The following is a 12,904-nucleotide window of genomic DNA, read 5'->3' as shown; positions in this document are numbered from 1 at the left end:
TCGTCGTTGCTTGGCTCCACGAGGTGCGTGTCTACCGCGCAGCACTGCTCTGACTACGCGGCGGCACGCTCCTGTCTACCGCTACGCTCCTGCCTATTGCGCGGCACCGCTATGCTTACGGCGCAGGGCGAGGGTGGCTGCGCCGCCGACGACCATCGCGGCGGCAGCGAGCGTGATCCACGAGGCGACATCAGCACCCGTTCGAGCCAGGTCACCGCCACCGGTGTTGGCACCGGCATCCGTGGAACCGCTACCTGGGGTGGTTACGGCAGCGTTATCTGGAACCGGAGTGCTAGGTGCTGGCGAGGATGGTGCCGGGCTCGATGGAGCCTCTTCGGAAGGCTGCTCGCTCGGTTCATCCGACGGAGCATCCTCGCTCGGTTGCTCGCTCGGCGCGTCTTCGCTCGGTGCTTCCTCTACTGGTGGCTGCTCGGTTGGGCATTTCGTGGTGAGGGTGCCTTCGCGTAGCGAGACGTCGTCGGTGTTGTTGTCGTCCGCGTAGAACACTGGGAGTGCGCCGTCTTTGCACTGGCTCATGTCAGCGATCGCGAAGCCTTCATTAGCGTAGTTCTGGGTTTCGCTTGGACGGTTCAGAACTTGGCTTACAGCGAGCTTTACCGCCGCATCGTCAGCGGACTGTGTGGTGGCCGAGCGAGCGCTCACCTTCTTGTCAGCGTCTGTGTCTGTTGCAGCATCAGTCTCGCTTGCGGTGTCAGCGCCCGCTTCCGGGGTGAGGACGGCGATGCGGCCTTCGCATGCGTCATCGCAGATAGCCCACAGTTGGCTGCGGTGCGCATCGAAGAGGACTTCGGCGACCACGTCGAGGCCGGTTTCGATGTCGGCGATCCGCTGGAAGGAGCCGTCTTCGTTCAGGACGTAGAGGTAGACGTGGCCCGTGCCTTCGATGCCGACCGCGAACACACCGCCGTGGTGGGCGGGGTAAGCGGATGGGTCGTATGGCTTGCCGGTGGATTCGTCGTGGATCTTGTTCTCAACGAGCCAGGAGTCCGGGATCCATGTGAGGCCTTCGATGCCGGAGTTAGCGCCCAGGCCCGGGAAGTCAGGTGCGAGGTTCCACTCTTTCGCGGCTTTCAGCTCACCGTCGGCATCGTCGATGGATGGCGTGGTGAACGCGAGCACGGACGGGCGGGAGGTGCCCTTGTTGGAGTTGTCGCGTTCGGTGCCCACGAAGATGCTGTTCGGGGCGCCGGCCGCGCGGGTCACGGCCTCGGCATCCGGGGTTCCGGTGCCGTCAGCGTACTTGAGGGTGAACGTCTGCAGTTCAGCCCCGCGGTTAGCTTCGGTGCCGTCCAGGCGCAGCAGCGTTCCGTTGCCGTTTTCGGCAACCCACAGGTATGGCTTGTCGCTACCGAACGCGCCGGCCGCTTCCCAGAACAGGCCGGACCAGTCGCCGCGGGCCTCATCGGCATCGTGCAGTGGCTTGACGGTCTGCCCGCCCGGCCACGCCGACGGGCTCAGCGGGGCAGGGGTGGATGGGTCCGATGGGTCAGCCGACTCGCTTGGCTCTGCCGGGGGTTCTTCGCACTGGTTCGCGGCACCCTTGGTGGATGCGAAGGTGTCGATCATCTCGCCGGTGAAGTCTGGGCAGCGGCCGTAGGTGATCGCGGCGTGGCTGGTCCAGCTGTAGGTCAGGACAGGGTTTTTCGCGATCGCGTCTTCGACCGATTCACCCTCAGCGGGTGGGGCGTAGAGGTTCACGGAATCGTCTTTACCGAGCCCGAAATCAAACCCTGGGGTGGAACCCTGCGCTTGGTCAAGCACAAAGAATCCGTTGCTTGGGACCACGGAGCCTTCCGGCAGAACATAGGTGTGGCCGGCCTTCGTGGGTTCATTATCGGTGAAGATGTAGCCGGTGAGGTCCACAGCTTGGCCGCTCGGGTTGCCGAACTCAACCCAGTCCGTGTCATCCCCGTTGGACTCAACCTCATTGACAACCACCGCAAGCTCAGCGGCTTCAGCCGCACCTGTTTCCGGGGCGGCAGACTCTGCTGCCGCGGATTCCGACGCTGGGGCTTCCGGCGCGGTGGTTGCGTACGCAGGGGAGAAGCCGCCGCTGAGCGAGAGCGTGAGGGTGGTTGCCAGAGCCGTTGCGAACGATGCCGCGGTCAGCTTCCGCGCGAACGCCCGCTTTCTGGTGAATGCTTCAGAGGTGTGAGACGTAGCCATGCCACCCAGGATGCTGTAGAGGCGGAAACTGCGGGTTAACGCTGGGTTTCTAAGCGTTGGAGCGGCTAGAAAACGTTAGGAGAAAACCTCGATGATCCCGTGGATCATGAACCACAGCCCCAGCGCGCAAAAGACCAGGCCAGCGAACAGGTCGAGGTGTTGCAGCCATCGTTCCATGCGCGTACGCAGGGCCGGGGCGCCAGCGATGAACGCGATGAGTGCGAACCAACCGAACGTGCACGCAAGCAACAACACGAGTAGTGCGCTGACCTGCCACAGCGGCCGCTCGATGGCGATGAAGGGCGCGAACATCGCGGTGATGTAGATCAGGAACTTAGGGTTGGCGAGGTTAGTGACACAGCCGCGCCACCACGAACCCCAGAAACCCAGTATTGCCGGCCCGCCCTGGGGCGCTGTACGAGACGGCTGCGCCGTACTGGAAGAGTGCGCTGGGTTAGCGGACGGGGCGGCGTTCGATGCTTGATCCGCGGCGTCTTGTTGTTCCTTGGCTCGCTTTTCCCAGTCGCCGCCGGCGTTGATGATGGCCGGGTTGTTGCGGGCTGCATACCAGCCGCGTAGGGCGCCCCAGCCCATCCAGATGAGAACTGCGCCACCGGCGATCTGTAACGCCGATCCGAGCCACGGGACGGTGCGCATCAATAGACCGAGGCCCGCGAACGCTAACGCGAGATAGAACCCAACGGACGTGGTGATACCGAGTGCCGCGGCGATACCTTCACGCCGCGAGCCCGCCAAGGAACGGTAGAGAACCACGAACAGATCCGGCCCGGGGGACATGAGCCCGGCCGCCCACGTCACAAGTAACGGGAGCAGGGAAGCGAGAAAAGCCGTAGTTTCCACTCGAGCAAGTCTAGATCCTCGCAACCAGGTCCAGCCTCGAAACCAGGTCCAGCCCCGCGACCAAGCCTCGCAACCAGGTCCAGCGTCGCCGCACGCCCGCCATCGTCCCCGCAAAGGTGAACTCGGGGTTAAGGGCAGCGGCCCCGCTCTCGAGGGACGCGGGGCCGGCCGTGAAAGTGATGACGATGCACTGATTCTATGGTGACGCCACGCATTCGTGGGTGCGGCCTGATTCGGCGCTCCAAGCGGGCGTCTATTGTTAGAAGGTGCCCCCTAAGCTTAGGCGGTGTGGGGCATGAGTCGTCAAACTGGCGCATAGTGCACACACAGAACTCTGTTGATATGGCGCAGTTCTGTTTTGGTATGGCACAGCTCTGTGTTGATGTGATGTGGCCCAGTGCTGGTGTGGCGTAGTGACTAGGTGTAGTTCCTCGGGAGGTTGTGAACGTTCGCGGTAGGTGAAGACCTCCGGGCAGTATGGGGTTACCACAACTCCTGCCTGACCCGGAGGTCTTCATGTCTCACCCTAATGCACCCTTGACTGCTGAGGGTCGCCGGCGTCTTGCCGTGCTTATCGTCGAGGAAGGCTGGACGATTCGTCGAGCCGCCGAACGTTTCCAAGTCTCACCGGCTACCGCATCGAAATGGGCCAAACGCTACCTCGTCGGCGCCCCACTGACGGATCGGTCCTGCAGGCCACGTCGCTGTCCTAACCGGTTGTCTGTTCGCCGAGAACGCCGGATTATTGCGCTGCGGTTCACCCGCCAGTGGGGCCCACACCGGATCAGTTACCACTTGGGTATCCCACGGTCCACGGTTGGTAGAGTCTTGGCCCGGTACCAGATGCCGTTACTGGCCCATATCGATCGAGGAACAGGACTGCCCATCAGGACACCGCACATCGCGCGGTATGAGAAACAAGCCCCAGGTGAGCTGGTGCATGTTGATATCAAGAAACTTGGGCGGATCCCCGATGGTGGTGGCCACCGTATGCTTGGACCCGAGGCGCGCAAGAACGGTGGGTATGGAAAACACGGCAGGGGCTATGCCTTCTTACATCACGCCATCGATGACTATTCGAGACTCGCGTATTCAGAGATCCTTACCGATGAGAAGAAACAGACCGCGGCCGGGTTCTGGCAACGCGCTCAGGAGTTTTTCGCTCAAGCTGGGATCACCGTACAGGCAGTGATGACCGATAACGGCGCCTGCTACCGCTCACGCCTGTTCAACAACACGCTCGGGACAAAGATTAAACACCAGTTCACCAAGCCCTACCGGCCTCAGACCAACGGCAAAGTCGAACGCTTCAACCGTACTCTGACCCAAGAATGGGCCTACGCTAAGACCTATTACAGTGACGAAGCCCGAGCAGCGACCTACGAAGCCTGGCTACATCACTATAATCACCACCGACCCCACACCGGAATCGGAGGCCAAACCCCCGCCCAACGCGTTCACAACCTCACGGGGAACTACAACTAGGTATGGGTGAGGTGATGAGCGTGAGTAGCGAGTATTGGAAGAACGCGTGGGCGGTGTTGAACGGCGCTAAGCCGGAGAGCATCGAGGAAGCATCCTCTGGCGCGAGCCACGTTGTGATGAAGGTTTCGCCGCAGGAGCTAGCAGAGCCTGCCGCGGCATCGAACAGTGTGATCACACACGCACCCATGGGGGACTACGACGTCGTGGAGGTCGCGATCTTCGATCAGCCCGCGGCCCGCATCCGTTGGGTAGCCGACCCCGACGAGGGCGCCGGCATGATCGGCACCGTCAAAGCCCTGCCCGGCAATCACTTCAGGACAGGCAACACGGGCGGCGCCGACGGTGGGGAAAGCGCAGACGATGCGGAAGCCGCGCGGCAACAGATGCAGGCCGTGGTGCAGCAACTGCGGTTCGCGGCCGCGGATGAAGCGTGGAACGCCGGCGCGGACGAAGTCTATACAGTCGTGAAAACCAGCGAGAAAGAAGCGCTCGCCGAGGCAGGCTGGGAGGAAGTTGCGGAGGTCAGCATCTCCTAGGGCCGGGCTTGAGGGGGCGGGGTTTAGGGTTAAAGGTATGTCTTCAACCCCACCGCAAGGCCCACCGCCGCACGGTCAACCGCAGTACCACCCTGCCTATCAACCCGGCCCCGCTTATCAACCTGGGCCTGCACACCAGCAGGCGGGCGGTCAGCCGCCGCAACAACCGCAACAGCATCCGCAACAACCCCACCCTGCACATCAACAGCCGCAGGGTAAGCGTAAGCGTTTCCCGCATCCTGTAGCGCAACTGGATGGGTTCACGTGGTGGGACCTCGGGGCAGCTATCGCCTACGTCCTCCTGCTGTTTATTGGTCTGGGCGCGTTGATCCTGTTCATTCCGGGTGTCGCGCCGCTGTTCAACGGCAACGAGGCGTTAGCGAACGTTGTGGTTTTGCTGTTCACGTACGCGGTGGTTGCGGTGCTCGCGATGATCGCGTTGGGCAACGAGCTGTGGAAGTCCTTCAGGACGTTCCGTTGGTATCCGCTCGTTAAGTATTTGTGCATCCCGGGTTTGTGGCTGGGGACCCAGTTGGTGAACGTCATGATCCAGGCGGTGTGGAACCACATCTCGGGCGAGATGCCAAGGCAATCGCAGAATCAGCAGATCGCCGAAGGCCTCGCTACCGCTGTCCCATGGTGGCTCATCGGGCTTGCGATCGTTCCGTTGGGCCCGCTCGTTGAAGAGTATTTCTTCCGGCACCTGATGATCGGCAAACTATCCCGCTGGGTCAACCAGTGGGTTCTGCTGGTGGGCTCCTCCGTACTGTTCATGGGTTTGCACTTTGTGGGTGCCGGCGAGGTCCCGACCGTTTCCACAGGTGCGCCGTACCTGGTGATGGGCCTGGTTTTCGGCACCGCATATATTTTGAGCGGTAAATCGATCGCGTATTCGTGGGTTTTGCACACGCTCAATAACGCGGTTTCTTTAGCGGTCATATACCTCGTGGAGCCCAGCGGCCTCACAGATGTTCCCCCGAGCACGCTGTGGATGGGTTGGCTGATGCACGCATGAGCGCATCTGCCGCCTTTAGTGGGCATCGCCGCGGTTCTTCCGGGTACCGGCGGATGATCATCGCGTTGTTCGCCGCCGGTGTTGCGACGTTCTCGCAACTGTATTCCTTCCAGGGTGTGCTTCCGCAGATCTCTCAAGAGCAGAACGTTTCCGAGGCGAGCGCGGCTCTGACGGTTTCGCTTGCCACACTCGGTTTGGCTGTGGCGGTGTTGCCGTGGTCGATCGTGGCGGATAGGCGTGGACGGCGCGCGACGATGCGTGTGGCGATCGTCGCGGCCGTTGCGTTGGGTCTGTTGGTTCCGTGGTCTCCGTCTTTCGAGGTCCTGTTGGGTTTGCGGTTCCTTGAAGGTCTCGCGTTGGGTGGTATCCCCGCGGTCGCGTTGACGTATCTTGCCGATGAGGTTGAGGCGGCCGTCGCCTCGGTGGCTGCCGGAACATATATTGCAGGCACGACGTTGGGCGGCCTGTTCGGACGGATGCTCGCCGGGCCGCTGGGCGAAATCTTCGGTTGGCGGGCAGGTAGCTTCTCCGTTGCGTTGAGTGCCGCTGTTGCGGGGCTCGTGTTCTTCCTGACTGCGCCGGAACCCCGCGGTTTCGAGCCCGTGCAACGTAAATCTGCGCGCGATATCCGGCTCATCACCAAACTCGGTTGGGGTTTGAAGAACCCACACCTCCTAGCGCTCTTCGTTCAAAGTGGCTTGCTTATGGGCGGGTTCGTCGCCGTCTATAACTACATGGGCTTCCGGCTCGAGGCCCCGCCGTACCTGGTTCCCACATCGTTGGCTTCCCTCGTGTTCCTGACCTACCTCGCCGGAACATACACCTCCGCGTGGGCGGGGCGGCTTGCGAGCCGCAAAGGCAGGTTCGTGGTGCTGGTCGGTGCGGCACTCGTGATGTTCACGGGGCTGTTGATCACCCTGATTCCGTGGATCCCGGGCATCATCGTGGGGCTTGCGATCTTCACCGGCGGGTTCTTCGGCGCACACGCAGTCGCATCCAGCTGGGTTCCGGCGATCGCAACACGCGGCCGAGCTCAAGCCTCAAGCCTTTATAACCTCGTCTACTACACCGGCTCATCCCTGTTCGGGTGGGCCGTCGGGTTCGCGTTCCAAGCCGCCAACTGGGGCGGGGTCGTGATCTTCGTGGGCGTGCTCATCTGCGTTGCCGTGTTCGCCGCCGTCAAGCTCCTGCCACGCGATCTACCGCCACGCGACGGCGCCACTGTCGCCTAACGCGGCGCTAGCGACCCAACCGCCGCCAACTAAACTGTGCCCGTGAAGGAGGCCGTGCCCGTGAAGAAGACAGTTGAGTTCCCTGGCTTGGCGCGGCAGATTATCGCGCTCGCGCTGCCTGCGTTGGGGGCGTTGATCGCGGAGCCGCTGTTTCTTCTGGCTGATACCGCGATCATCGGGCACCTCGGGGTGGGGGAACTCGCCGGCGCAGGTTTGGGCACCACGATCCTGCACACCGCGGTGGGGCTCATGATTTTCCTCGCGTACGCGACCACCCCCGCCGTCGCCCGAGCATACGGCGCACGGAATATGCCGAAGGCGCTCGCCGCGGGCCGTGACGGGATGTGGCTCGGGCTGTTCTTAGGTGTAGGGCTTGCACTCCTGGGTTATGTTTCGGTGCCGTGGCTCACGGGGCTGTTCGGCCCGGATGAGGCCACGCACGCGTTCGCGATCGATTATGTGCGCTGGTCCATGCCGGGCGTCCCGGCGATGCTGCTGGTGCTGGCTGCGACCGGTGTTTTACGTGGCCTGCAGGACGGCAAGACCCCGCTGATCGTTGCGAGCGCGGGCTTCGGCTTGAATATTGTCCTGAATTTTTCGCTCGTGTATCTGGCGGGCATGTCGGTTGCGGGCGCTGCGCTGGGGACTTCGATCGCTCAATGGATCATGGCGGCCGTCTACCTCGTGTTGCTGGTTCCGCGGATCCGTGCAGGCGGGGTGGGGCTAGCTCCATCTCGGGCTGGTTTGCGGGCCTCAGCCCAGGCAGGCGGATGGCTCATGATCCGTACCGCGGCGTTGCGGATAGCACTGTTGCTAACGGTGTGGGCCGCCACCGCCCACGGCGCCGTGACGCTGGCAGCGCATCAGCTCGCGTTCACGTTCTTCTCAACGCTTGCGTTCGCGTTGGACGCGATCGCGATCGCCGCGCAGTCACTCATCGGCAAAGAACTCGGTGCAGGCAACACAGACCGGGCGCAGGCGTTGACCACCACGATGGTGCGGTGGGGTTTCTGGTTCGGCGCCATCGTTGGCGCAGTGCTTGCCGCAACAGCCGTGTGGCTGCCGCGAGCGTTCACCCCCTCAGGTGAGGTCGCGCACGCCGCAACGGTCGCGCTGGTGATTCTTGCGGTGATGCAGCCGGTAGCCGGGATCGTGTTCGTTCTGGACGGGGTGCTGATCGGGGCGGGGGACCACCGCTATCTTGCGATCGCATCGTGCATTCAACTGGCCGTGTACGTGCCGTTTCTGGCGGTTGCGGCGTTGGTTTCGCTGCCGGGACTGGTTTTGGCGTGGATTTGGGTTGCGTTTGGCGTCTATATGGTGGCGCGGTGGGTTACGTTGGAAGTGCGGTCACGTTCAGGTGCGTGGCTCGTGAGCGGCTGACGGTGTGAAGGAGGCAGTGGCGTGCGTGTTGATTTGAATGGTGACATGGGCGAGTCTTTCGGCTCGTGGTCGATGGGGGACGATGCCGCGCTACTGCAGCACGTGAGTTCGGCCAATATTGCGTGCGGTTTCCACGCGGGGGACCCCTCGCATATGCGCGCCACGGCCCGCGCCGCGGTTGAAGCCGGCGTTGCGGTGGGTGCACATGTCGCGTACCGGGATTTGGCTGGCTTTGGCCGCCGGTTCATGGATGTTTCCCCGAGGGAACTCGCGGATGACGTTTTGTATCAGATCGGTGCGTTGGATGCGATGGTGCGTGCCGCTGGCGGGAAGCTCACGTATGTGAAGCCGCACGGCGCGCTGTATAACACGATTGCGCATCATGAGCAGCAGGCGCGTGCAGTGATCGATGGGGTGCGCGCTTTCTCCGCTGACGTGGCGGTTTTGTTGTTGCCGGGTTCGGTCGCGTTGGATATTGCCGCGCAGAAGGGTGTGCGTGGCGTGGGGGAGGCCTTTGCCGACCGCGGCTATACGCCGGAGGGCCGGCTGGTGTCCCGCCGCGAGCCGGGGGCTGTGATCCATGATGCCCAGGCCGTGGTTGAGCGGGTGGTGGATTGGGCACGCACGGGCGAATTCACTGCCGTGGATGGTTCGCGGGTGCAGGTTGCGGCGGAGTCGCTGTGCCTGCACGGCGATACCCCGGGCGCGGTCGAGATCGCGGCGAAGGTCCGCGCCGGGCTCACCGAGGCCGGCGTGAAGATCGAGGCGTTCGCATGACTAGCTCCGGTGCTAGCCCAGACGCTGTAGCCCGCCCGCGGATGCTGCGCGTGGGGTTCTCGGGCCTGCTGCTGGAGTTTGATGACACGGCCTCCCGGATGGCGTGGAACCGCGAGATACAGCGCGAGCCCGTGGACGGCATGGTCGATGCGGTCATGGCGGCTGAGTCGATCCTGTTGACGTTCGTTGACCCGGTTTCGTTGATGCTCGCCGGAGTGAGCTTGCAGGGCCGGGAACCGCAGCCCTTGGAAGCCGATGCCGCGCGGCTGGTGACGATCCCGGTGGTCTATGACGGCGAGGACCTCGCGCACGCCGCCGAACTTGCCGGTATGAGCGTGGATGCGTTGATCGACGCGCACACCCGCATTGATTGGCTCGCCGATTTTGCCGGATTCGCGCCGGGATTCATGTATCTCAAGCCGCGCGAACTCAACGGCGGACCCGTGATCGAGGTTCCACGCCGAGATTCCCCACGGACCCGCGTCCCGGAAGGCTCAGTCGCGTTGGCCGGGCAACAGAGCGCGGTCTATCCGCAACCGACACCCGGCGGCTGGCAACTCATCGGCTCCACTACCGAACGCATGTGGGATGTGTCGCGTGAGCAGCCCTCGCTGCTGGTCCCCGGCGACACGGTCCGTTTCGAGGCCGTCCGCGAACACATATCCGCGAGCGAAACGCGCGGCGCTGACGCCGGCGTTGAGGGTGCCGGTGCCGAGGATGCTGTGGCGCGCATCGTGGTGGATGCCTCGGGGCCGCAGGCCTTGGTTCAGGACGTGGGCCGGCCAGCGGTCGGTTCGCTGGGTGCGGGGCAGGCTGGCGCGGCTGACGTGTGGGGGCTTGCGGAGGCGAATAACGCGGTGGGCAACCACGCCGGTGCCGCCGCGATCGAGTTCCTGCTCGGTAACGCGAAGTTCACGGCCCGGGACGACGTGACGATCGCCCTCGGTGGAGCCGTTGGCCCCGCGCAGATAGTGCGGGGCGGCGCATCGATGGGCCAACCGGCGACAGAGGCCCCTGTGGGGGAGGCGTTCGAGCTCGCGGCGGGGGAGAGCCTGCACATCGGCTTCACTCCAGAAGGGGTGCGCGGCTACCTCGCGGTCAAGGGCGGCTTCATAGCCGAAGAGGTTCTGGGATCGCGCTCGACTGACACGCTTTCGGGGCTAGGCCCCGCCCCACTCGCCGCAGGCGATGTGCTCGGTGTGCTCGCGGGAGAAGGCGACGGCGGGCCGAATGCAGACCCAGCACCAGACCCCGCCGCCACAGCAGTCCACACCGTTGAGGTGATCGAGCCGATCGATTATCCGGTCGCCGGCGAGGTCACGGTTCTGCGGTATTCGCCGGGCCCACGCGATGATTGGTTCGGGCCCGAGGGGCTTGAGCATCTAGAAGAGACTGTGTGGGAGGTTTCCACGGATTCAAACCGTGTGGGCGCGCGCCTGAAACCGGCTGAGGATGCCCAGCCGCTCAAGCGCGTGCGTTCAGGCGAGCTGGCGACCGAAGGCATGGTCACGGGCGCGCTTCAGGTCCCGCCGAGTGGTGAGCCGGTGCTGTTCCTGGCCGACCACCCGGTCACGGGCGGCTATCCGGTGATCGGCGTGGTGATCGAGGCCGATATTCGCCTCGCCGCGCAACTACCGCCTGGCGCCAGGGTGCAGTTCGAACGGGTAGTTCAATTCGAGAGGGTTTGACAGTGGCTGGATACGGCGTTTCAGCGGCGGCGTCCGCGGCCGCGCGCTTGCGGGAGTTGATCGCCGCCGGGCAGATGCCGCCGGGGCATCAGCTGCGGGAGGTCGCGTTGGCGGCCGAACTCGATGTTTCACGCAACACGCTGCGTGAAGCGTTCACCGCGCTCGCCGGGGAGGGCCTTGTTGAACGGATACGGAACCGCGGCGTGTTCGTTGCGGTCCCGAAAGCCGACGATGTGCGCCGCATCTTCGCCGCCCGCAGGCTCATGGAGCCTGCCGCGCTCGCGTGGGGCGAGTTCGATTCCGGGCAGCTGGATACGCTACGCATGCATGCCGAACGCGCGGAACTTGCCCAACGCTGGGGGGACCTGGACGGGATGGCGGCCGAAAACCAGGCGTTCCAGACGGTGCTGATGCTCGTTGGCGGCTCAGATATTCTGAATGGCCTCATGGGGCGGATCCAGGCGGCGATGCGGTTGCTTTTCGATTCGATGTCCGCCGTCCCGGCCTTCCACGCCTTGTATGTTCAAGGGCACCGAAAAGTAGCCGAGCTACTCGATGCGGGGGAGCCTTTCGGTGCGGCCCAAGCGTGGCGTGAAGTGCTTGCGAACGCAGAAGCAGAACTCCTCAAGCACCTCACCGCCTAGCTGACTACTTGAGCGTCGTGCGAATGCCGGCGCCCGGCCACGCGAGCCTAGCTTTGGTAGTAGCCGACCTCTTCCAGCTCGGCGCTCGGCAGTTCGACGGCTTCGGGGCTGGCTGGGTCGATGACCATGCCCATCCCAGGTTTCACGGTGGTGCGCAGGCTGGTTAGCGGCACCATCACGGAGCCGGCGTCAGGGTTGTGCCGGAACACTTCAAGCGTTGAGGAGAACACCGGCAGGATCATCTCGCCGGTCTCTTTATTCTTCATGAACGCAACGCCCTCGCGTTCACCCTCACCGGTTTTCTGGGTCATCAAGACCACCTCGCCCTCACCCATGAGGGCCTGGACCGCGTCGTCGTGGCCTGCAAGCACCGCGGCACGTAACCGGCCGTTGCGTAGAGGGAACTGCATGGTTTCGTCTTCGGGACGGATCAGCATCCCGGTGTCCATCGGGTCCACCACAATCCCGGTGATTCCGCTTGCGCCAAAGCTGGTGTCTTTGAACGCGATCTCGGCGAGCTCATCCCCGTACAGGCCCGCGAACTCGGGCACCTCATCGTCGGGGCGGATCTGCGTCCACAGGCTGCGTGCCTCCTCTTCGGAGAACGCGGCCTCCACCACCCGCAGCTCCTCGAAGCCGTGCGCAACCAGCTGGGTCACAGCCCCCGATGCGCTACGGGCCGCCACCGGAACGTAGAGCTTGGTGCCAAAAAAGTCGGAACCGAACGCGAGCAGAGTGTCCCCGTTGGGGCCCTGATCGTAGGCGATATAGGAACGCAACAGCGCCCCGCCCGGCTGGTCCTTCTCCGGGCGCGGGAACTTCTCTTGATGCGCGATCGCGGCCTCGCTACGGGTGTCGCTCATCCGCGGCTGGCTCGGGTTGTTCTCGCCGTGGTTCTGATGGCCGGGGTTCTGATGGCTGTGCTCGTGATCGTGCGTGTGGCTCATGTCCCTAGTATCTCGCACGGGTGGCAGCATCTCGCATAGCTCGCAGCATCCTGCATCGCTGGCGGTGGGTTCCGGGGCGGCAGGAACGATAGGGTTGCACGTAGCAGTAGTGCCGTGGCCGTGATGCCGCGTCGGTGGTGTGGCTGGCT

Annotated in this window: 11 protein-coding genes; 8 read left to right on the top strand and 3 right to left on the bottom strand. The window is 63.7% G+C overall.

The features are described 5' to 3' along the window. Positions 1-93: 93 nt before the first annotated feature. The gene (locus J2S67_RS08920; protein ID WP_310248338.1) at positions 94-2,187 is read right to left on the bottom strand and encodes a lamin tail domain-containing protein; all 2,094 of its coding nucleotides are present in this window, start codon (positions 2,185-2,187) and stop codon (positions 94-96) included. 75 nt (positions 2,188-2,262) lie between these two features. Beyond that, the gene (locus J2S67_RS08915) at positions 2,263-3,048 is read right to left on the bottom strand and encodes a LysE family translocator (RefSeq protein ID WP_310248334.1); all 786 of its coding nucleotides are present in this window, start codon (positions 3,046-3,048) and stop codon (positions 2,263-2,265) included. Between the two features lie 516 nt (positions 3,049-3,564). Here J2S67_RS08915 and J2S67_RS08910 point away from each other — a divergent pair. From J2S67_RS08910 to J2S67_RS08875, 8 genes are read left to right on the top strand one after another with little or no spacing between them, the layout of a single operon-like run. Next, positions 3,565-4,533, top strand: a complete 969-nt coding sequence (locus J2S67_RS08910) for an IS481 family transposase (protein WP_310247537.1) — start codon at positions 3,565-3,567, stop codon at positions 4,531-4,533. Positions 4,534-4,553: 20 nt separating this feature from the next. Beyond that, the gene (locus tag J2S67_RS08905) at positions 4,554-5,069 is read left to right on the top strand and encodes a hypothetical protein (RefSeq protein WP_310248331.1); all 516 of its coding nucleotides are present in this window, start codon (positions 4,554-4,556) and stop codon (positions 5,067-5,069) included. A 37-nt stretch (positions 5,070-5,106) separates the two neighbouring features. Continuing rightward, on the top strand, positions 5,107-6,084 hold the full coding sequence (locus tag J2S67_RS08900) for a CPBP family intramembrane glutamic endopeptidase (protein ID WP_310248328.1): 978 nt from the start codon (positions 5,107-5,109) through the stop codon (positions 6,082-6,084). Next, positions 6,081-7,316 (top strand): MFS transporter, encoded by a 1,236-nt coding sequence (locus tag J2S67_RS08895; RefSeq protein ID WP_070507500.1) that lies wholly within the window; start codon positions 6,081-6,083, stop codon positions 7,314-7,316. Before J2S67_RS08900 ends, J2S67_RS08895 begins: the two co-directional genes overlap by 4 nt. 54 nt (positions 7,317-7,370) lie before the next feature. Next, positions 7,371-8,699, top strand: coding sequence for an MATE family efflux transporter (locus J2S67_RS08890; RefSeq protein ID WP_407682075.1), 1,329 nt, complete (start codon positions 7,371-7,373; stop codon positions 8,697-8,699). Positions 8,700-8,720: 21 nt separating this feature from the next. Further along, the gene (locus J2S67_RS08885; protein ID WP_310248321.1) at positions 8,721-9,476 is read left to right on the top strand and encodes a LamB/YcsF family protein; all 756 of its coding nucleotides are present in this window, start codon (positions 8,721-8,723) and stop codon (positions 9,474-9,476) included. Further along, entirely contained in the window at positions 9,473-11,164 is a 1,692-nt protein-coding gene (locus J2S67_RS08880) for a 5-oxoprolinase subunit B/C family protein (protein WP_310248318.1), read from the top strand. The genes J2S67_RS08885 and J2S67_RS08880 overlap by 4 nt, the downstream gene beginning before the upstream one ends. A 2-nt stretch (positions 11,165-11,166) precedes the next feature. Continuing rightward, complete coding sequence (locus tag J2S67_RS08875; protein ID WP_052048394.1) at positions 11,167-11,808, top strand: GntR family transcriptional regulator; 642 nt, start codon at positions 11,167-11,169, stop codon at positions 11,806-11,808. Positions 11,809-11,855: 47 nt separating this feature from the next. On the opposite strand, the gene J2S67_RS08870 is transcribed toward J2S67_RS08875, so the two are convergent. Further along, on the bottom strand, positions 11,856-12,755 hold the full coding sequence (locus J2S67_RS08870; protein WP_310248314.1) for an SseB family protein: 900 nt from the start codon (positions 12,753-12,755) through the stop codon (positions 11,856-11,858). Positions 12,756-12,904 lie beyond the last annotated feature (149 nt).

Source organism: Pseudoglutamicibacter albus (assembly GCF_031458175.1).
In the GTDB taxonomy this organism is placed as follows: Bacteria; Actinomycetota; Actinomycetes; order Actinomycetales; family Micrococcaceae; genus Pseudoglutamicibacter; species Pseudoglutamicibacter albus.
Note: the sequence above shows the minus strand (reverse complement) of the source record. Positions and strands in the feature narration are given on the sequence as shown.

What these genes read in the sequence shown, in the direction of transcription:
- J2S67_RS08920 (WP_310248338.1), bottom strand. Translation starts at nt 2,187, where the DNA reads ATGGCTACGTCTCACACCTCTGAAGCATTCACCAGAAAGCGGGCGTTC.
- J2S67_RS08910 (WP_310247537.1), top strand. Translation starts at nt 3,565, where the DNA reads ATGTCTCACCCTAATGCACCCTTGACTGCTGAGGGTCGCCGGCGTCTT.
- J2S67_RS08900 (WP_310248328.1), top strand. Translation starts at nt 5,107, where the DNA reads ATGTCTTCAACCCCACCGCAAGGCCCACCGCCGCACGGTCAACCGCAG.
- J2S67_RS08895 (WP_070507500.1), top strand. Translation starts at nt 6,081, where the DNA reads ATGAGCGCATCTGCCGCCTTTAGTGGGCATCGCCGCGGTTCTTCCGGG.
- J2S67_RS08880 (WP_310248318.1), top strand. Translation starts at nt 9,473, where the DNA reads ATGACTAGCTCCGGTGCTAGCCCAGACGCTGTAGCCCGCCCGCGGATG.
- J2S67_RS08870 (WP_310248314.1), bottom strand. Translation starts at nt 12,755, where the DNA reads ATGAGCCACACGCACGATCACGAGCACAGCCATCAGAACCCCGGCCAT.